We start from the raw sequence: 23,659 nt of genomic DNA on the forward strand, positions 1-23,659 counted from the left end.
GGAGAAACAATTGATAACTGAGTTTTTCAAGTTGAATTGGCAGTTAACCATAGTCTTAAAAACGGGTTTGGTATCAAATCTCAAGGCAAACTTTTAACTCTTCGGCTAAAATCTGGACATGGGGTTCCACCATAATCGAGACATGATTTCCTAGTACGAAATGAATCTCAACTGGCTCTGTAGAAAATTCACTCCAGCCTAAAGAGGAATCCTCGCAATCTCCAGCTATTAAATCTTTATTTGGATCATCAGCTAATTCCTCCCTGGCCCGTATAATCGTAATTTTACCAGGATAAATCTGTTTAGGGAGATAATCAATCAGACATAAACAGCTAGTTTTATAGGCTTGGACAATTTTTTCAAGCTGCCTAGTTTCCGCATTGGGAGGAAGCATATTAGCCAGTTTAAAAAAGTTTAAGGCGTATTTTAATTGTTCCTCCACTGTTAAGAGTTGAAGAGTTTCATAGGAAATATCGATGGTTTTATCTAAATAAACTTCGATACCTTTGCTGACTTCAGCTAACCACCGCGCATGATCCCAATCAATATAATCTAGCAAAATTTGCTTATCTTTATAAGTTGGTGCTGAAGAATCAATTATTGCTAGTAATGCCACTTGTTGACCCTGATTAACCAACTGTTGAGCCATTTCAAAAGCCACATTACCACCGTAGGAATGTCCTCCCAAAAAGTAGGGGCCTTGGGGTTGTAAATCCTGCATTGCTTGAAGATAAATACTGGCTATATCCTCAATACGAGTGATTTCTCCAAACTGTTGATAGAGATCATTTTCAAAACTGTAGAAAGGTTGATCTTTTCCTAAACAACGTCCTAAATGGTAAAAATAAAATGGTCGTCCCCCGGCGCCTGGAACACAGAAGAAAGGAGGCTTTGAACCCTGGGGTTGAATGGGAACCAAACAAGACTGGTTAGAGGAATCTGCATCGGTTTGGATAATGGTCGCTAACTGTTCAATAGTTGGGTTTTGAAATATTGTAGTTACGGCAATTTCTTTGCCTAACTGTTCTTTAATTTGGGTGATTAAATAAGGAGCTAAAAGGGAATGACCACCGAGGTCAAAAAAGTTATCATGCACGCTAATTTTGTCAATCTTTAGCACTTTTGACCAGATTTGCACGAGGTTTAATTCTAACTGATTACGCGCTTCAATAAATCTGTCTGAATCACTGGTATTACTAGGAGCTTTTAACGCACGACGATCAATTTTTCCGTTAGCTGTTAAAGGCAAAAACTCCAGCAGCACAAAGGCACTCGGAACCATGTAACCGGGCAATTTATGGCTAAGAAATTGACGCAAATCGCCACTTGTTAGGTTTACTCCTAGCTTAGGCACAATATAGGCAACTAATTGTTTTTCCCCCGGATTGTCTTCACGAACAATCACACAAGAAGACTGTACCGCCTGATTTTGACTAAGTACAGCCTCAATTTCTCCCAATTCAATACGGAAGCCGCGAATTTTCACCTGATTGTCAATCCGCCCAATATATTCAATATTACCATCAGGCAAATAACGGGCTAAATCTCCCGTTTTATATAATTTTGACGGCTCATTGCCCCCCTTATTAAGGGGGGTTGGGGGGATCACTTCATCCTTCTCAAAAGGATTAGGAATAAATTTTTCTTGGGTTAATTCGGGACGGTTAAGATAACCTTTGGCTAATCCTACACCAGCAATATGTAATTCTCCTACTACACCAATCGGGACAGGTTGGAGATAGTTATCTAAAATGTAAACCTGTGTGTTGGAGATTGGACAACCAATGGGAATTGACTTTATTGTTGCCTCTAGTTGTTTAGGAATAGGATAGCAACAGGTAAAAGTTGTACTTTCTGTTGGTCCATATCCATTAATAATTTGCGTCAATGGCAAAGTTTCCAGTGCTTTATGAACATGAGCAACTGAAAGTGCTTCTCCACCAATTAGTAGCTGTTTAATTCCTGATAAAGCTTGGGAATTATCGTCAATAATCTTATTGAACAAAGCAGCCGTTAGCCATAAAATAGTAATGCCATGTTTGTCTATTGCATTTCTTAAACTTGTAGCGGTAGGAATATCTTCCGTAAAAATCACACATCTCGCACCATGTAATAAAGCACCCCAAATCTCAAAGGTAGAAGCGTCAAAAGCAATGGGAGCCATTTGTAAAAATCTTTGTGTTGCATCCAGATGTGCGTAATTTACGCCAAACAAAAGACGGTTAACGCTACGATGAATAACCTCAACACCTTTAGGTTTACCTGTAGAACCAGAAGTATAAATAACGTAGGCTAAATTATCCGCAGAAACCGCGCTGTTCAGATTCTCCTGACTTGTCTGATTAATTTGTGGCCAATCTTTATCTAAACAGACAACAATAGCCTGATGATTTGGCAAGGAATTCTGTAAAGATTCGCAGGTTAATATTATTTTAACCTGGGTATCTTGGAGCATGAAGCTAATGCGTTCTTGGGGATAATCTGGGTCAATAGGAACATAAGCTCCACCGACTTTAAGAATAGCCAATAATCCCACAATCAGGTCTAAGGAACGCTCTAGACAAATCCCCACTAATTCCTTAGGTTTTACTCCTAATTTTTGCAGGTAATGGGCTAATTGATTAGCTCGATTATTTAATTCATTGTAGGTTAATTGTTGCTCTGAACATACCACTGCTACCCCGTCGGGTGTGCGTTTTACCTGTTCTTCAAATAATTGATGAATACATTTATCAGAGGGATAATCTGTGTGAGTTTCGTTCCACAATGATAACAATTGATAACGTTCTTCATCACTTAACATCGATAACTCAAAAATTCCCATATTGGGATTAGATGCGATCGCAGTTAAGAGATTCTGAAAATGTTGCCCCATTTGGTTAATAGTACGGTTGGCAAACAAATCGGTACTATAACACCAAACCGCTTCTAAACGATCAGAAACTTCCCAAAAATTTACCTCTAAATCAAATCGCGCTTTAAGCTCAACAGATAAAGGCAAATTCTCCATCTTTAAGCCAGATAAACTGGCCTCAGATTGGGGAGTATTTTGCAGTGAGAACATTACCTGTATCAAAGGATTATGACTTAAATCCCGATCTAATTGTAATTTTTCTACTAACATTTCAAAAGGCAAATCTTGATGAGCATAAGCTGATAAAGTCGTTTGCTTTACTCGTTCTAATAACTCCAGAAAACTGGGATTTCCCCCTAAATCAACCCTTAAAGCCAAAGTATTGGCAAAAAATCCCATCAATTTCTCAATTGCCGAACTATTACGATTAGCTATGGGAGAACCCACCAAAACATCTAATTGACCACTATAACGAGAAATTAGGACAAAAAAGGCTGCCAGTAAAGTCATAAATAGCGTTGCTCCTGACTCTTGACTTAACCGTTTGAGGCGTTGGGTTAAGTCAAGAGTCAGGCGAAAAACCTGTCCATCACCCCGGAAACTAGGAATTGGAGGACGGGGATAATCCGTCGGCAATTCTAAAATAGTAGGCGCATCTTGTAACTGTTTTCGCCAGTAATTAAGTTGACGTTCCAGGACTTCACCGGTGAGCCATTGACGTTGCCATACGGCAAAATCGGCGTATTGAATCGATAATTCAGGGAGAGGGGAAGGCAACCCCCGGACAAAGGCCGCATAAAGTTGAGATAATTCATCAAAGAAGATGCTCAAAGACCAACCATCGTAAATAATATGGTGCATCTTCAACAGCAATACATACTCTTGAGAACCCAGTTTAAGTAACTTAAATTGGACTAATGATTCCTTGGCTAAATCAAAGGGTTTTAAGGAGAAAGCAATCGCTATTTCTTGCAGATGTTCTGTTTGTTCATTCTTTGATAAATTTTGTAAATCTTGAAGGGGTAAACTGACGGGTGAAGGGGGAGCAATTCGCTGAATTGGTTGCCCTTCTACCATGGGAAAAGTAGTTCTTAAAATTTCGTGACGGCGAATCAGTTCACTGAGACTTTGTTCTAAAGCCAACAGATTGAGGGAGCCTTCTAACCGCAAAGCTTCCAACAGATTATAGGAATGACTATCCGGGGAAAGTTGCTGCAGAAACCAGAGTCGTTGTTGAGCAAAAGAGAGGGGTAAATCCTGATCCCGTGACACGGGAATAATCTCTAAATCAACAGTATTAGTTGGGATTTTTGCCGCCTTTAAAAAGTCCAAAATTTCAGTTTTTTGGGCAGCGATTTCTTCTTTAATTTCTGGGGTCATAACCCCTTTGGGAGCCTGAAAACGAAGTTTTTCGCCTTCCAGCCATAGTTTAATGTCTAAACCCTTTAAATAGGCTAAAAATTCTCCTACTTTCACTTACCAATTGCCTCCCAAAGTTGTTGTTTAATTAGGTCTAAATTACGAGGTTCACTCTTAGGAGCAAAAAGTCCATCAGATTCCCATTTACTAGCATTTAGACTAATTGCCCAGGCATTTAACCAAGAATTAGAGCTAACTTTTGGTAACATTTCTGGCATAGTATCTTCTAGAGCTAGGTGAAACATAACTTGAGCTACCTCCTCTAACAATTTTAAGCTACTGAGATAGTTTTCAATGATTTCTGACTCGGTTTGGTTGTATCTTAAATTTCGTGATCGCAGTTCCTCGACAAAAGGAATTGCTAAATAGTCAATAAATTCAAAATTAACCCGATGTAAAGATTGATTCGCCCAATCCTTAAATAACTGCTGCATTCGATAGGAAAGGGGGAAAAATTTGCTATTGATCTGTTGAACTTTCGTTCTAAATTCTTGGTCAAGGTAGATAGAATTAAACATCATCAAACCACTAAATGTCCAGCCTGACAACGTATCCCAGATAAATTTTGTTGCCATCACCATGCCATTACCCAGACAATTGTAGGCGTTTTGAATATTCAAGGTTACTCCATCGCTATAGCTTAGATAAAAGCAATTTGCATCTTTGACTTTTTCCTGCGTCAGTTTACCTTCTAGATCAAGGGTAATCAACTGAGTTGTTAAGGAATTACCAAAGCCAATATTATCGGTACCTGGAGAATAAAAAGGATCGGGAAATGTCCCTGCTTCACCGACACAAGCCCAACGATTGTAGGAAAATACTTGTTTAGATGAGTAGCTATATTTGGGCATTTTCCTAAAGTCTTCCGGTTTTTTATCGGCTAAGTGAAAAGCCAAAGTCGGCTCATTTTTCTGTAACCATTGGTAAGCCAGTTCGTAGTTATAATAATTCTTTAAAGGATGAATATCTTGGCGAGCGACAATACCAATACTGGTATGACCTGTGGATAGAGGAATTGTCCAAACCCAGTAACCTTCACCGCATAAATGATTGGTAGAATAGTAACGGTTTTTATTGGGAACACGATTATGCCATTTTTCTTCACTACTAGGGACAAAATCGCTGATATCAAAGCGACCCTCAATCCGAAACCAAACAGCACCAAATTGAGCATTATTAGGTTTATCTAAGCCTAATTTTTTTTGCAGAAAACGACGGCGACTCATTGCATCAACCACCCATCTAGCTTGAATGAGTTTAGTTTTTTTATGATTTCCTTTTTCTTGAGTATAAACAACTTTATGATGTTGCTGTAACCCAACGGCGAGTTCAATCTCATTAACTGAACAATTTTCGCGTAATTCTACTCCTGCTTCGAGATTAAAGGCGCGTAAATCATTCTCTAATTTACCCCGATCAATTTGATAGGAATTAGGAAGATGAAACTCTGATAAACCTAGTTCGGGTCTATCTTGAAAATGAGTAGCACTATTGTTAAAGAAATATCGCAATCCTAGTTTAACTAAATGTTGCTTTTCAAGGTAATCTGTTAATTGAAGCGTATTGGCTAAATAGAAAGCACCCACTTCAACTGTTGACTCTCCCACTTTAAAACTGGCTTCTGGTAAAGGACGAGCTATTTTATCGAGAACAATGACAGAAATATTCGGCTTTTGCAGTTTTAACTGTCTTGCTAAGGTTAAACCAGCTAATCCACCGCCACAAATGACGACATCATAAACTTCTGCTTCACTTAAATCCTCAGCTTTTTGGCGCAATAAAGCAATTAATTGCTCTTTCCGCTCTTTTAACTTTCCCAATAATTCTGGGGTCATTACTCCTTGGGGTGAACGATAGCGTAGTTTATCATTTTCAACCCATAGATTAATTTGTAAACTGTTGAGATAAGCTAAAAATTCAACTGTTTTCATAGTTCTCCTTCCTCATAATCTTCTAAGGTTTCAGTCATAGATGTTTCTCCCGGTGCAACGGTAAGAACTTCAATGATTTCGGCTAAATTAGCGATAGTTGGGTATTCCAGCAGATTTTGTAAAGACAATTCCACCGAGAAAAGATCGCGGGAACGGGAGATAACCTGAGTTGCTAACAAAGAATGTCCTCCCAATTCAAAGAAATTATCCTTAATTCCAATACGTTCGACTCCCAAAACTTCACTCCAAATTTGAGACATTTGAGTTTCAATCGCGGTACGAGGTGCTAGAAATCCCGTAGCCAAATTGCGTGTAGCTGTATCGGGTGTAGGCAAAGCCAGCCGATCTACTTTACCATTAGGAGTCAAAGGTAGGGTATTAAGCAAAACAAAAGCCTGGGGAACCATATAACTAGGTAGCTTTTGTTGGACAAATTCCCGCACCTGTGGCACCAACTTCTGGACTAATTTACCGTATAGGGGATTATTCGTATAATCAGTCCAGGATTTGGGAATAATCGTCCCATCATCCCAAAAATTGGGGTATGGTTGTTGATCAACTTTACTTATTATCGGTTCTAAGATGGCATTCTGGCGACAGAAAACTACATCGAAAGAACCATCTTGACTACCTTCCCACCAACTGAGATGAACAGTGTAACCTAACTGTTCTCCCAGTTGCCACATTTGCTCAGGATTAATCCCTATTCCGGTATTTTTTGCTAACAATTGCCGCAATTCTCCCACCGTTGTTACCCCAGGAGGATTTTCTAAACAGTCTAAAATTTGTAGTGCCTTTTGTAATCGTTGATTGGGTACATCCCTGATACCTAAATATTCTGGTTGTTCCAGTTTCAGTTTATCTTGTAGTTGCGCTAAAGAAAACCCATCTCGTTGCCAATTTAGCCAAGAAATTGTCGTTTTTTGAACATCAGTATCCAGATGTAAAGTAACATCATAGCGGAATTGGGTTAACTCATTTTGAGCCTGACCCCGTTTCGGTGCAATTTCTACCCAAGAAATTCGCGGAAAACGTTGTTTAAGAGCGATAAAGAACTGAGGTTCAATTAACAATTCTTCTTCGGTAGCTACACTTTGATTCACCTGTTTTTGCCATTGTTCAAGGGGTTTATTAGCTTCAGCGCGAGCTAACTGTACCGCGGCGTGGTAAGACTCTAGTAAGGGCAAACTACGGATATCACCTAAGAAAATTTGACCCTGATCCGCAATCGTCTTGACTGCTCCTGCGATAACTTGTAATAGATAATCGACACTAGGGAAATACTGAACCACAGAGTTAATCACTATTCGATCGAAAGTAGCTTGGGGAATACCGGTAAAATCATCGGCTGTTCGGTGTAATAATTTTACTTTGCCCTCTAAACCTTCAATTGTGCCACATAAATGTTCTAAATTATTAATAGTAGCAGCGGAATAATCGGCTCCCCAATATTCCTGACAATGTTTCGCCACACGGAATAGCAATAATCCACTTCCACAACCAATTTCTAACACTCGTTGCGGTGGTTGATTTCCTAAAATTCGGCTCACCGTCTGATCAACCCATTCCCGCATTTCTGCTGCAGGAATAGCTTGTCCCGTATAACTACTATTCCAACCACTAATATTAAAAGTGGGGTCTTCAATTTTAGGTTGGGGTTTACTGTAGGATTCTTCGTAAATTTTTTGCCAATCACTAACATATTCACTCTGCCATTGAGCAAGCTGTTCAGGCAATACTTGACCCTTGAGAGCCGGAACTAAGTAGGCTACTAAATTAGTATTAAGCTGGTCATGATCATGATCACTTGCCTGATCAGCGCGAGCTATCACCACCGCTTCTTGTACTAAGGGATGTTGGCTCAAAACTGCTTCAATTTCCCCTAATTCGAGACGGAAACCCCTTACTTTAACCTGATTGTCAATTCGTCCCAGATATTCAATTCTTCCATCAGGTAAATAACGAGCTAAATCTCCTGTTTTGTATAATTTTGACCATTGATTGCCCCCCTTATTAAGGGGGGATGGGGGGATTAGACCCTGCTCCTCAAAAGGACTAGGAATAAATTTATCTTGTGTCAATTCTGGGCGATTCAAATAACCTCTGGCTACCCCTGCTCCTCCGATATGTAATTCCCCCGGTACACCAATAGGAACCGGTTGTAAATGAGAATCTAAAATATAAACCTGCACATTGGGAATCGGACGACCAATAGTTATTTTTTCATCAACCGGCGTACATTTAGCTATCGTTGCACAAACACTTCCTTCAGTGGGTCCATAAGCGTTGAAAAAGTTTCGTCCCTGTAACCATTTTTTCACCAATTCAGGAGAACAAGCTTCCCCGGCAACAATAATAGTTTGCAGAGAGGGAAGATTTTCCCACGGTAGTACCGCTAAAGCTGATGGCGGTAGAGTAATATGAGTAATCTTATTATCTCGTAATTGCTTGATTAAGGGTAGGCCGGGCATTAAATTTTCTTTACTTGCCAAATAAAGTGTAGCGCCTGCTCCCAAAGCCATCAAAACTTCTGAAATACAGGCATCAAAACTAAAAGAAGCAAATTGAAGCACTCGACTCTGAGAAGACACAGCAAAAGTCTGAATTTGAGCCAAAGCTAAGTTACATAACCCTTGATGTTCAACCATCACCCCTTTAGGTTTACCCGTAGAACCAGAAGTATAAATCACATTAGCTAAATTAGAAGCTGTTACCTTCCCCGTCAAATTATCCCAGTTCATTGGTTTAATTTCTTGCCAAATTTCAGCTAAAAATACAGTTTTAGCTTGATGATTTGGGAGTTTATCAATCAGTGAACTTTGGGTTAGTAATAAAGGTACTTGACTATCCTCTAACATAAATTGTAGGCGTTCTTGAGGATATTCTGGGTCAAGGGGGAGATAGGCAGCACCGGCTTTAAGGATGCCTATTAATGCCACAATCATGTCTAAAGAGCGTTCTACACATAAACCGACTATTACCTCGGTTTCTACGCCTAAAGAGCGTAAATAGTGAGCTAGTTGATTAGCCCGACTATTTAATTGTTTATAAGTCAACTGTTGACTTTCAAAAACTACTGCTACTGCATCAGGGGTACGCGCTGCTTGTTCCTCGATCAATTGATGAATACACTTGTTATAGGAGTAATCAGCTTTTGTCTCATTCCACCCTTCTAATAGTTGATAATTTTCCTCTGGAGTTAATAAGGGAAACAAGGCCACTGGTTGCCAGGGATTTTCCACAATTGCCGCCAACAAAGTCGTAAAATGAGTCATCATACGGACAATAGTTTCAGCAGCAAATAAATCCCTGTTATAAGAGCAAAAACCGCCCAATCCTTCCGGTGCATCCCACAGGTAAACTTCTAGGTCAACCCTGACTGAATCAAGTCCCGATGGTATCTCCTCAATGTTTACTCCGGGTAAATCCCAGGGAGAACTAGGAGCATTCTGAAGGGCAAAAACTATCTGTGTTAAAGGATTACGATCTAAATGACGCTCAATTTGTAATTTTTCGACTAACATCTCGAAGGGTAAATCTTGATGGTCGTAAGCGTCTTGAGTAGTTTGTCTGACTTGTGCGAGAAAATCCTCAAAGGTCGGGTCTTGAGATAAATCAAATCTTAACACTAAAGTATTGACAAAAAAGCCGATTAACCCTTCAATTTCGGTGCGGTTACGATTAGCAATTGGTGAACCAATTACCACATCTGTTTGTTGACTATAACGAGATAGTAACACAGCAAAACCCGCTAGTAATGTCATAAAAAGAGTGCTACCGGACTCTTGACTGAGTTTTTTCAATTGTTGCGTTAGTTGACTATCTAGTTGCAGTCGCTCCGTCCCACCGCGAAAACTTTGGATTGCTGGCCGGGGACGGTCTGTGGGAAGTTGGTGTAGTAGGGGAACCCCGGTTAATTGTTGCTTCCAGTAGCTTAATTGACGGTCTAATACTTCATTAGTTAACCATTGACGCTGCCACACGGCAAAGTCAGCATACTGTATTGATAAATCAGATAAATCTGCTTTTGTCCCGGTGCAGAAACTTCGATAATAGACCGATAATTCGTCAACTAAAACACCTAATGACCAACCATCTGCCGCAATATGGTGAATGGCTAATAATAGTACATATTCCTCTGTCTTGACTTGCCATAATTTGACTCGTAATACTGAACCTGATTCGAGATCAAAGGGTTCGGATGCTGCTGCTAATAACAGGTTTTTTACCTGTTGCTCAGAATGACTGAGGTTTTGCAGATTGACAACTGGTAAGGTGAAAGTTACATTAGGATCGATCGCTTGTATTGGTTTGTTATCTTTGAGTTTAAATTGAGTCCGTAGGGGTTCATGGCGTTGAATAATTGCCTGGAAAGCTTTTTCTAAGGCTTTAACATTGAGATTTCCGCGCAAACGCATCGTTAAATCAATAGTATAAGCCCCACTTTCTCCTTCTAATTGATTCACAAACCAGAGACGTTCCTGGGCCCAGGATAGGGGAATATCATCCTCTCGATTAACGGGGACAATTGATGGTAGCTTTAACCCTAAACCTGTTTGCAGTTCTTTTAAAATTACCGCACTTAACTGAGCAATGGTTGGGGATTCAAACAGATAACGCAAGGGAACAACAATCTCAAAGGTTTCCTGTAATCGAGAAATAACTTGAGTTGCTAACAGAGAATGTCCCCCTAATTCAAAGAAATTATCCTCAATACTGACTCGTTTTAATTTCAGTACCTCAGCCCAAATCTGCGCCATTTTTTCTTCAATGGGGTTACGGGGAGCTATATATTCACCTTGGCTCTGTAAATCGGGAACAGGTAAAGCACGGCGGTCTATTTTGCCATTGGGAGTTAAGGGGAAAGTATCAAGAAGGACAAACGCAGTTGGAACCATATAATCAGGTAATTTTGCTCGCAAAAATTGCCGTATTTCGTTAATTGTCAGGTTGATTTCGGGTTGCGGTACAACGTAAGCAACTAAGCGTTTATCCCCTAGATTATCTTCACGAACAATCACACAAGAAGACTGTACCGCCTCATTTTGGTTGAGTAAGGCCTCAATTTCTCCTAATTCAATACGGAAGCCGCGAAGTTTTACTTGATTGTCAATGCGTCCTAAATATTCGATTTTACCATCGGGTAAATAACGCCCTAAGTCTCCCGTTTTATATAATTTTGACGGCTCATTGCCCCCCTTATTAAGGGGGGTTGGGGGGATCACTTCATCCTTCTCAAAAGGATTAGGAATAAATTTTTCTTGGGTTAATTCGGGACGATTGAGATAACCCCGCGCTAATCCCATACCACCAATATGTAATTCTCCCGGAACACCAATCGGGACAGGTTGTAAATGGGAGTCTAAGATATAAATTTGGGTGTTAGCAATGGGACGACCAATAGTGATTTTTTCCGTCGCATCTGTCCATTTTTCTACCGTGGCACAAACGCTGGTTTCTGTCGGTCCATAAGCATTAAAGAAATTTCTACCCGTAGCCCATTGTTTGATCAATTCTTCTGAACAAGCTTCTCCTGCCACAATAATTGTTTGTAACTCTGGGATTTCTTCTAGGGGCAAAGCCGCTAAGGCTGAGGGTGGTAAAGTAACATGAGTAATACCATAATCTTTTAATCGCCCCATTAATGGCAACCCAGGCATTAAAGCGTCTTTGGTGTCTAAATAAAGGGTTGCACCTGCTCCCATTGCCATGATAATTTCCCAAATGGAAGCATCAAAATTGAGGGAAGCAAACTGGAGAATGCGATAGTTTGACTGTAAGTTAAACGTTTTAATTTGCGCTTGAGCTAGGTTAAATAGTCCCCGATGTTCCACCATTACCCCTTTAGGTTTTCCTGTAGAACCAGAGGTATAAATGAGATTAGCTAAATTATTGGCTGTTACTACTCCTGTTAGGTTATCTTGGCTGTTTTGGTTAATTTCTTCTGTGAATCTGTCTAACAAGATTAGCGGCGCTTGATGTTCAGGTAATTTATCGATTAATCCCTCTTGAGTTAGCAATAATGACAGTTGGGCATCAGCGATGGCAAATTGTAGCCGTTCACTGGGATAATCTGGGTCGAGAGGTACATAAGCACCACCCGCTTTTAATATCCCCAATAATCCCACAATCATGTCTAAGGAACGTTCTAGACAAATCCCCACTAATTCATCTGGTTTTACTCCTAATTTTTGCAGATAATGAGCTAATTGATTAGCACGACAATTTAACTCATTGTAGGTTAATTGTTGCTGGGAACAAACCACCGCTACCGCGTCGGGTGTGCGTTTTACCTGTTCCTCAAATAATTGATGAATACACTTATACTCAGGATAGTCAACTTGAGTATTGTTCCACTCAATTAATAACTGATTAGTCTCACTTTCTGTCAGTAAGGGTAATTGGGAAATCCGCGCTTGAGGATTGGCTGCAATTCCCCCTAATAAGTTGAGAAAATGCCCTGATAATCGTTCAATTGTGCTACTCTCAAACAAATCAGTATTATATTCCCAGACACCGTTTAATGCGTTATCAGTGTGAACCATTGCTAAGGTTAAATCAAACTTAGCGGTTGTATTTTCTAAGGGCAAATCTGTCACCTTTAAGCCTGTCATTTCTATCTCAGACTTGGGTGTATTTTGCAGGACAAAAGCGACTTGAAATAGGGGAGTATGGCTCAAATCCCGTTCTGGTTGCAACGCTTCGACTAACATTTCAAAGGGTAAGTCTTGGTGCGCGTAAGCATCCATTGTCACTTCCCGAACACGGGTTAATAACTGACTAAAACTCGGATTATCTGATAAATCCGTCCGCATCACTAAAGTATTAACAAAGAAGCCGATTAAACCCTCAATTTCGCCGCGATTACGATTAGCGATGGGAGTTCCTACCAAAATATCACTTGACCCTGTATAACGATACAGTAAAGCATCAAAAGCAGCCAACAGCGTCATAAATAATGTCACCCCTTGTTGGCGACTCAATTCATTCAAAGCTTGGCTAAGTTTGGGGGAAAGGGAAAATTCTTGCTGAGTACCGACAAAGCTTTGCACCGCAGGTCGAGGGTGGTCTGTGGGAAGAGATAATAAAGGGGGTGCAGCTGTTAGTTGATTTTGCCAGTAATTTAATTGAGTTTGCAGGACATCCCCTTGTAACCATTGTTTTTGCCAAACTGCAAAATCTGCATACTGAATCGGTAAGGGAGCTAAATTTGCGGGATGATTTTGAGTGTAAGCATTATATAAGCTGGTCAGTTCGTGAATAAATACTTCTATTGACCAACCATCACTAATAATGTGGTGCATACACACTAATAAGAGATGTTCCGTCTCGGATAGCACCACTAAAGTGATTCTGATTAAGGATTCTTTGGCTAAATCAAAGGGTTGAGTGGCTTGTTTTTGCTTTAATTGCTGTGTTTTTTCTTCTTGTTCATGGATGGGTAAATCTTGTAAATCAACGACCGATATTGTCTCCCTTGTTGTTTGAATAATCTGAGTCGGTTGTCCATCAATCGTGACAAAATTAGTCCGTAATACTTCATGGCGATCACAGATTTCTAGTAAACTTTGTTCTAAGGCCTTTTGATTGAGGTTGCCTCGGAAATGCAACACCATCGGTATATTGTATAAAGCGCTATTTGGTTGCAATTGATCTAAAAACCATAAACGCTGTTGAGCAAAAGATAGAGGTAATTCTGTATCCTTAGTTCTCGGTAAAATCGGGGGTACTGTTAGCGTCAGATTTTGCTGCTGTAATTGTCCAATAAGATGCGCTAATTCGGCTACCGTAGCTGCACCAAATAAACTCCGCAAAGGTAGTTCTATTTTAAATAAACTCCGAATCCGAGAAACTAATTGAGTTGCGAGGAGAGAATGGCCGCCAATTTCAAAGAAATTATCATAAATTCCCACTTGCTCTATTTTGAGTATTTCTGTCCAAATTTGCACCAACATCTCTTCAATTCCATTGCGTGGTGCTACATATTGATCCCGGCGATTTCCTATTTTATCTGGTGCGGGTAAAGCGCGACGATCTACCTTACGATTAGTAGTAAGGGGTAAAGATTCCAGAAAAACAAAAGCTTGAGGAACCATATACAAAGGCAATTTACTGGACAGAAACTGACGCAGTTCACTAATCATCGGTATGCGTTCGTAATGAGCTACTATGTAGGCGACTAAATATTTATCCCCCGGGGTATCTTCCCGAATAATCACACAAGATGTTTGTACATCAATATTTTGGTTAAGTACCGCTTCAATTTCTCCTAACTCAATACGGAATCCGCGAATTTTAACCTGATTGTCAATCCGTCCAAAACATTCAATATTACCATCGGGTAAATAACGCGCTAAATCTCCCGTTTTATACAAACGATTGAAAGCTGCATTAGCAAAGGGATTGTTAATAAATTTTTCAGCAGTTAATTCGGGACGATTCAGATAACCCCGCGCTAAACGAACACCGCATAAATGCAATTCTCCCTTAACTCCAATGGGTACAGGTTGCAGATTTTGATCCAGAACATAGGCTTTTGTGTTAGCAATGGGACGACCAATCAGCACCGAATTGATTTTCTCTGACTGATAATCTAGCAAGTCATGAACTATGGCGGTTACAGACGCTTCTGTGGGTCCATAGACGTTGATACATTGAACCCGTTTCCCGACCATTTGTCGCCAAATATTGACGGTTTCTGGTAACACTGCATCCCCTCCCACAGCGACAACCCGCAGACTGGATGGTACAGTAGCTAATGATTGGGAAACGGCGAGCGCCCATTCATGCCAATAGGCAGGGGTAATATTTAAAACGGTGAGGCTTTCTTGTTCGATAAAATCGGCAAAATCAGTCAAAGTTGGGAACATTTGCCCTGGTCTTAAGACCACTGTGCCACCTTTTAACCAGGTGGGGAAAATTTCTTCCGCAGCGACATCAAAGCCAAAGGAAGCAAACTGTAAAACGCGATCAGATTCTGTTAAACCGAATACTTCACTAATGCCCCAACTATGATTAACTAAGGCCGCGTGGGTTAACATCACTCCTTTAGGTTTACCGGTTGAACCAGATGTATATAATAGGCATAATAGATTTTCTGGTGCTACTTCACTGAAGGGATTTTCTGGACTTTGAACTGTCAAAATCTCGGCTAATTTATCTAAGACAATTACCCCCACATCTTCTACTGGCAAAGAATCGAGTAAACTTTCTTGAGTTAGCAGTAGAGAAATTTGGGCATCTTCTGCCATATAAGTCAACCGTTGCTGAGGATAATCTGGGTCTAAAGGTATATAGGCTCCCCCAGCTTTGAGAACTGCCAATAATCCGACAATAACTAACAGCGATCGCTCTAGATAAATGCCGACTAAAACTTCTGAATTTACCCCCAAAGATTGTAAATAATGGGCTAATTGATTCGCCTGAATATTTAATTCTTGATAGGTTAATTCTTGACCCTCAAAGACTACTGCTACTGCAGCCGGTGTTCGTGCTGCTCGTTCTTCAAATAAATGATGAACACATTGATGGAAAGGATAATCTTTTTCCGTCGCATTCCAATCTTTTAATAATTGTTGTGACTCTACCTCTGTTAACAAGGGTAGTTGGAAAATTGGCTGTTGCGGGTTAACAACTAATGCTTCTAATAAGGTGATGAAATTTCCTGTTAATCGCTCAATGGTACTGCGATCAAATAAATCGGTATTATATTCCCATACCCCTTGTAATCCTGCACCGGTATTCTCCATAGCCAGGGTTAGATCAAATTTGGCGGTGTCATTTTCTGTGGTGAGGGGAGTGGCAGTTAATCCTGTTAGTTCTAAGGGAGACGGGGGACTATTTTGCAACAGAAAATCCACTTGAAATAAAGGCGCGTGACTTAAATCTCGTTCAGGTTGTAGGACTTCTACTAACATTTCAAAAGGCAAATCCTGATGAGCATAGGCATCCATTGCCATTTCCCGCACTCGACCCAATAACTGATTAAAATTGGGTTTACCTGACAAGTCAATTCGCAGGACTAAAGTATTGACAAAAAAGCCGATTAAACCTTCAATTTCCCTGGGATTACGGTTAGCAATGGGAGTACCAATTAAGATGTCTTCCTGTTCTGTATAACGGTAAAGTAAGACAGCATAAGCTGTTAACAGGGTCATAAATAAGGTGACACCCTGTTCCTGGGTTAATTGGGTCAGTTTTTCGGTTAATTCCCAAGAAAGGCTAAAGGGTAAATGTCCCCCAGCAAAACTTTGTTGATTGGGTCGAGGTCTATCTGTTGGTAAAGATAGGAGGGCCGGTGCGCCGGCTAACTGTTTTTGCCAGTAGTCTAGTTGCTGTTGCAATACCTCTCCCTGCAGCCATTGTCTTTGCCAAAGGGTAAAATCTCCATACTGGATAGATAGGGGATTTAGAGGCGAAGATAAACCCTGAATATAGGCATTATAGAGGGAGGTTAGTTCCTGAAGAAATACCTCCATTGACCAGCCATCACTGACAATATGGTGCATACAGACTAATAAGAGATGTTCCGTTTCAGATAACACCAATAAAGTGATTCTGATTAAGGGTTCACCAGCTAAGTCAAAGGGTTGAATCGCTTGATTTTGTGCTAACTCTTGAGACGCAATTACTTTTTCACTACCAGATAAATGCTGTAAATCAACAACCGTAACTGTCCAGGTTCGTGTCTGTATAACTTGGGTAGGGATACCATCAACGGTAATAAAGTTGGTGCGTAAAGCTTCATGGCGATCGCAAATTTCTTCTAAACTCTGAATTAAGATTTCTGAGTTCAGGTTTCCCTCTAAACGCAAGGCTAGTGGTATATTATAAAAAGAACTATTCGACTCAAATTCAGCCAAAAACCAGAGACGAGTCTGAGCAAAAGATAAGGGTAGTTCTGCTGTTTTGTCCCTGGGTAAAATCGGCAATTCAGTGAGTTGTTCTCCTTCGGAAATCCGTTTTATTTCCTGGGCTAATTCGGCGATTGTCGGTGCAACAAATAACTCCCGTAAGGGCATTTCTACCTGAAAAGCCTCACGGATGCGCGAAATTAGTTGCGTTGCTAATAATGAATGTCCACCTAACTCAAAGAAGTTGTCGTGAATCCCCACCTGTGCAACTTTTAACACTTTTGCCCAAATCGAGGATAATATCTCCTCAATGGGGTTACGCGGCGCGATATACTGCTCTTGGCTTTGGAATTCGGGAGCCGGTAAAGCACGATGATCGATTTTACCATTAGGCGTTAAGGGTAGGGATTCCAAAATGACAAAGGCACTAGGAATCATATACTCTGGTAACTTGGCTTTCAGGAATTGCCGCAGTTGAGTAATATTAAGGGAATCTTGCTCTTTTTTTGCAACAATGTAGGTGACTAAACGTTTCTGATTTGTCTCATCTTCTTGGGCAATAATAACAGCCGTTTTTACTGCATTGTGCTGACTAAGAACGGTTTCAATTTCTCCCAATTCAATACGGAAACCGCGAATTTTTACTTGATTGTCAATCCGTCCTAAATATTCGATTTTACCATCGGGTAAATACCGACATAAATCTCCCGTTTTATATAATTTTGACGGCTCATTGCCCCCCTTATTAATGGGGGTTGGGGGGATCACTTCATCCTTCTCAAAAGGATTAGGGATAAATTTTTCTTGGGTTAATTCGGGACGATTGAGATAACCCCGCGCTAATCCCATACCACCAATATGTAATTCTCCAGCTACCCCCACAGGAACAGGTTGTAAGCAAGCATCGAGAATATAAACCTGAGTATTACTGATGGGTCGCCCAATGGGAATATTGGTTATAGTTGGTGAAGTAAATTCGGAGAAAGTCGCCACAATGGTTGCTTCCGTTGGTCCGTAAGCATTTAATAGTCGAGGAAGAGGGGAATATTGGCCTGTAACTGTTTGCCATTGCTGTACTTTTGCCGGTTGAATGGCTTCCCCACCAATGACAATTAGTTTAATCTTTGAGAGAATTGGCAGGGTATCAGGGGTTAATTCAGAGGCTAATTGATGCCAATAAGCAGTAGGAATACCCAAAACTGTTAATTGCCATTTTTGACAACATTGCCAAAAATACTCACTAGAGCGCAACATCTCTTCTGTTCGCAATACCAAGGTCGCACCCGATAACAAACTAACAAAGATTTCTTGAACGGAAGCATCAAAGCAGATAGAAGAAAATTGCAGAATTTGATCCTCTGAGGTAATACCATACTCTCGAATAGTAGTCAGTATATAGTTGACTACTGAGCGATGTTCAATCATTACCCCTTTGGGTTGACCTGTGGAGCCGGAGGTGTAGATAATATAGGCTAAATTGTGCTGCTCAACTGCTACCAAAGGGCTAACTGTACTCTGTTTGGCAATTGTTGACCAGTCTTGGTCTAAACAGATGGTTATTCCTTGAAATGCTGGTAATTGTTCCAGAAGTTGTGATTGAGTCAGGAGAATACTAAGTTGAGTATCTTCAAGAATATAGGTAATTCGCTCTTTTGGATAATTAATATCTAAAGGAACGTAAGCTCCCCCTGCTTTAAGTATTCCCAGGATTCCGATAATCATGTCTAGGGAACGTTCAACAAAAATCCCGACTAAACTATCGGATTTTACTCCCAAAGATTGTAGGTAATGGGCTAACTGATTAGCCTTACAGTTTAACTCCTCGTAGGTTAAAAATTCATCTTCTAATTTAACTGCGATCACCTGTGGATTCTGTTTTACTTGTTGTTCAAACAACTGATGCAGACATAAATCATTTTTGTAGTCAGTTTCAGTCTGATTCCAATCAAATAATAACTGATTAGTCTCGCTTTTTGTTAGTAAAGGTAATTGACCAATTACTTGTTCTGGATTAGCAATGATCCCAGTTAATAGGTTAACAAAATGCCCTGATAATCGCTCAATTATACTTTTGTCAAACAGATCTGTATTATATTCCCAAATCGCAGTTAATCCGGCTTCTTTTACCTGTATAGATAAACTTAAATCGAACTTAGATGTCTTAAATTCTAAAGGCTGACGAGTGGCTTTTATTCCTTCTAAATCTATACCATCTACAATTTCATTATCTAAACCAAACATCACCTGAAATAAAGGAGTATAACTCATATTTCTTTCAGGTTGTAGGGACTCTACTAACATCTCAAAAGGTAAATCTTGATGGTCGTAAGCATCCGTTGCTGTTTCTCGTACCTGTTTTAATAACTCGCTAAAACTGGGATTTCTGGCTAAATCTGTTCTTAAGACTAAGGTATTGACAAAAAAGCCGATTAACCCAGCTAATTCACTACGAGTACGGTTAGCGATGGGAGTACCGACTAAAATGTCTGTTTGTCCTGTGTAACGATAGAGTAAGGTCTGAAATGCGGTTAACAGGGTCATAAATAAGGTGACACCTTTTTCCCGACTCAGCTTATTTAACCCTTGACTAAGTTCTGGAGAAAGGATACATTTTATCCGATCTCCCTGAAAACTTTGTTGTAGAGGACGGGGATAATCCGTAGGTAGATGTAATAAAGCGGGTGCTGCTGCTAACTGTTTTTGCCAGTAATTTAACTGATTTTCTCGGATTTCTCCCTGTAAATATTCCCTTTGCCAAATTGCAAAATCTGCGTACTGGATTGGCAACTCTTGTAAAAGAGGTTCTAAACCTTTAGTATAGGCATTATAAAGGGTTGTCAATTCCTCAATAAATACCCCCATTGACCAACCATCAGAGACAATATGGTGCAGACAAATCAGCAAAAAATGTTCTGTGTCTGATAACTTAAGTAGGGTGGCCCTAATCAGGGAGTCATTGGCTAAATCAAAAGGTTGATGACTGTGAATTTCTAGCCATTTTTTTATTTCCTGCTCTTCTCGATATTTTGGGCTGTCTTTCCCATTGACAAGCGTTAATTGCCAATTACTTTCTGGTTTAATTACTTGTACAGGATTTCCCTCAATAGTGGCGAAATTTGTGCGGAGGGACTCATGGCGCTGAATAATTTCTTGTAGGCTTTTTTCGAGGACATCTACTTGGAGATTTCCTGCTAAATGCAAGGCCAGGGAAATATTATAAAAGGGACTGTTTGGTTCTAATTGATCTAAGAACCATAAACGCTGTTGAGCATAAGATAGGGGTAATTCTTCAAAATTCATTTTCTTTTTCTTGGTAAAATTGCTGGAACGATGGTATCGGATTTTTGCTGTTTTAACTGTTCAATCTCTTGGGCTAATTCTGCTAGTGTGGCCGAGTTGAATAACTGACGTAGGGGAAGTTCAACTTTCAAGCGATCACGGATCTGTGCTACTAATTTAGTGGCTAGTAGGGAATGTCCTCCCAGTTCAAAGAAGTTATCATTGATGCCCACTTTCTCTACTTTTAGAATTTCTGACCAAACATTTACTAATATATCCTCAATCGGGTTACGCGGCGCAACATATTTTTCTGATGGTTCACTACTAGATTCTGATGGGGGTAAAGCACGACGGTCTATTTTACCATTAGCAGTAAGGGGTAAGGCATCTAAAATAACGAAAGCATTAGGAACCATGTAACTGGGTAATTTAGCTTTCAGAAATTGCCGTATTTCGTTAATGGTAATCGTTTTTTCCGATTGTGGCACAATGTATGCCACAAGACGTTTATCTCCTGTTGTATCATCCCTCACTATTACTACTGTTTCCCAAATCTGGGGATGAGATGCTAATAATGCTTCGATTTCCCCCAACTCAATCCGAAAACCCCGAATCTTAACTTGATTGTCAATGCGCCCTAAATATTCTAACTCTCCCTTAGGTAAATAACGGGCTAAATCTCCCGTTTTATATAATTTTGACGGCTCATTGCCCCCCTTATTAAGGGGGGGGAGGGGGGGATCAAAAGGACTAGAAATAAACCTTTCTGTTGTTAATTCAGGACGATTGAGATAACCTTTTGTTACTCCTGCACCCCCCACATACATCTCACCGGGTACACCAACCGGTACAAGTTGTAAATATTGGTCTAGTAAATATACTTGTAAGTCGGGAATGGGACGACCAATCACACTAGCTGTACTATCCAAGTCGGTCATACTTAATGGTCGATAGGTCACATGAACGGTAGTTTCTGTAATTCCGTACATATTAACTAATTGGGGGCATTGGTCGCCATGGCGCTGAAACCAAGGTTGTAAGCTGTTAATTTCTAAAGCTTCTCCTCCAAAAATAACTAAACGTAAGCTTAAATCGTTATCTGTTGTCGATGAACGATCCCCCCTTGATAAGGGAAAACTTCCTTTTAAGGATTCTTCAGCTTGAATTAACTGACGGAAAGCGGTAGGAGTTTGATTGAGAATTGTTACTTTTTCTTGACATAATAGCTGATAAAATGCTTCGGGGGAACGAGTTATTAAGTAGGGTACAACTACCAAGCGTCCACCATATAACAAAGCTCCCCACATTTCCCACACCGAAAAGTCAAAAGCGTAGGAATGAAATAGACTCCAGACATCTTGACTATTAAAATTATACCAAGCATCTGTAGCGGCAAATAATCGCACGACATTGGAGTGATTGACTAACACCCCTTTCGGTTTACCTGTGGAACCGGAAGTGTAGATAACATAAGCTAAGTTATCTGGGGTGACGGTGTTTTCTAGATTTGAATGGCTGTTTTCGGCAATTTTTTCCCAGTCGGTATCTAAATAAATAATCTGCGCTTGATGTTGAGGTAGAGTTTCTCCTAGCTTTTGTTGCGTTAACAGCACTGATAATTGAGCATCTTCTAACATGAAGCTTAACCGTTCAATCGGATATTCAGGGTCAAGAGGAACATAAGCACCACCCGCTTTTAATATCCCCAATAAACCCACAATCATCTCTAAAGAACGTTCAAGACAAATCCCCACTAATTGATCAGGTTTTACTCCCAAAGACTGTAAATAATGTGCTAAATGATTAGCTCGATTATTTAATTCATTGTAGGTTAATTGTTGATCTGAATATACAACTGCTACCGCTTCGGGTGTGCGTTTTACCTGCTCTTCAAATAACTGATGAAGACACTTAGTAACTGGGTAATCAACCTGCGGATTATGACCGTCTATTAATAATTGATTTTTCTCAAATTCTGTCAGCAGAGGTAATTGAGAAACTCGCGCCTCTGGATTGGCGACAATTCCCTCCAGTAAGGTTTGAAAATGCCCCAATAGGCGAGTAATTGTCCCATCATCAAATCGGTTAGTATCATAGCTAATTCGCACCTGTAATTGCTCCCCAGGGAGCGCAATTAATGTTAGAGGATAATTAGTTTGTTGAGAAACCTGAATATTTTCCAGATAAAAACTATCATTACCTAAGACCGCAGTAGCGTCAACTGGATAATTTTCAAAAACAACTATACTGTCAAATAAAGATGCACTTCTAGGGATTTCACTCCAAGTTTGAATCTCTGCTAATGAACTATATGAGTATTGATTAGACTCAACTAACTGAGCTTGTAAATCTTTCAATAAAGTCAGTGCTGAGGTGTCCGGTTTAACTTGGATTCGCATGGGCAAGGTATTAATAAATAATCCCACCATTGCTTCAATACCAGCAATAGATGTCTCACGACCAGATACAGTCGCACCAAATACTATGTCTGTTTCTTGGCTATAGCGCGATAGCAATAATCCCCAAGTTGCTTGCACTAAATTATTCAGTGTCAAGCGATTTTTCCTAACAAAAGACTGGCAGGCGGCTGTGGTTGAAGCGGGGAACTGAATTTGCTGTTTTTTATAGACGTTGCTATTTTTAGAATTTGATGATCTTTCTATTACCAAAGGAGTAGGAGCAGTAAAACCTTGCAGTTTTTGTTGCCAAAATTCCTCGGCTGGTTTTTGTTCCTGTTGCTGTAGCCAAGCAATATATTGGCGATAGCTGACAACAGGTTGATCAGTGCTAATCTGATTTTGAGAAATTTCTTGATAAATCTTTAAAAAATCTTTAATCACTAAAGATAAAGACCAACCATCAAGTAATAAATGATGACTACTCCAAACAAATTGATAGGTATTTTTATCCAACTTGATCAGATTTAGGCGCATTAATGGAGCTTCAGACAATTCTAGGGATTTTTGCTGATCACTCTCCAAAAAAACTGCTAATTCCTGTTCTTGCTGTTGTGCGGTTAAATGTTGCCAATCATAAGTAGCGACTCTCACAGTTACTTGTCGATAGACTACTTGTACAGGTTGGCTCAATGCTTCCCAAATAAAAGCTGTACGGAAAACGACATACTTTTCTACTAACCTTTGCCAAGCTTGCTCAAATATTGTTGTATCGACATTGCCCTTTAAATTACAACTGAATTGGACGAAATATACATCTGCATCTGGCTCATACAAGCTATGAAACAACATCCCCTGTTGCATCGGCGATAGGGGATAAATATCGGCTACATTTTGTCTATTTGTGCTATTCATCTGGGAGTTCAT

At 40.0% G+C, this 23,659-nt stretch carries 4 protein-coding genes; all 4 read right to left on the reverse strand.

What is annotated here, in order from left to right:
• Positions 1–73: 73 nt before the first annotated feature.
• From O9323_RS12510 to O9323_RS12525, 4 genes are read right to left on the reverse strand one after another with little or no spacing between them, the layout of a single operon-like run.
• Positions 74–4,330, reverse strand: coding sequence for a non-ribosomal peptide synthetase (locus O9323_RS12510; protein WP_288125207.1), 4,257 nt, complete (start codon positions 4,328–4,330; stop codon positions 74–76).
• A complete protein-coding gene (locus tag O9323_RS12515; protein WP_002777035.1) occupies positions 4,327–6,204 on the reverse strand; it encodes a TubC N-terminal docking domain-related protein in 1,878 nt (625 codons plus the stop codon). Before O9323_RS12515 ends, O9323_RS12510 begins: the two co-directional genes overlap by 4 nt.
• A complete protein-coding gene (locus O9323_RS12520; RefSeq protein WP_288125208.1) occupies positions 6,201–20,357 on the reverse strand; it encodes a non-ribosomal peptide synthetase in 14,157 nt (4,718 codons plus the stop codon). Before O9323_RS12520 ends, O9323_RS12515 begins: the two co-directional genes overlap by 4 nt.
• Positions 20,354–23,647 carry a non-ribosomal peptide synthetase gene (locus O9323_RS12525; protein ID WP_288125209.1) on the reverse strand — a complete coding sequence of 1,098 codons (3,294 nt, stop codon included), beginning with the start codon at positions 23,645–23,647 and terminating at the stop codon, positions 20,354–20,356. Before O9323_RS12525 ends, O9323_RS12520 begins: the two co-directional genes overlap by 4 nt.
• Positions 23,648–23,659 lie beyond the last annotated feature (12 nt).

This window comes from Microcystis sp. LE19-131.1A, assembly GCF_027532015.1.
Taxonomy (GTDB): Bacteria; Cyanobacteriota; Cyanobacteriia; order Cyanobacteriales; family Microcystaceae; genus Microcystis; species Microcystis ichthyoblabe_A.

What these genes read in the sequence shown, in the direction of transcription:
- O9323_RS12515 (WP_002777035.1), bottom strand. Translation starts at nt 6,204, where the DNA reads ATGAAAACAGTTGAATTTTTAGCTTATCTCAACAGTTTACAAATTAAT.
- O9323_RS12520 (WP_288125208.1), bottom strand. Translation starts at nt 20,357, where the DNA reads ATGAATTTTGAAGAATTACCCCTATCTTATGCTCAACAGCGTTTATGG.
- O9323_RS12525 (WP_288125209.1), bottom strand. Translation starts at nt 23,647, where the DNA reads ATGAATAGCACAAATAGACAAAATGTAGCCGATATTTATCCCCTATCG.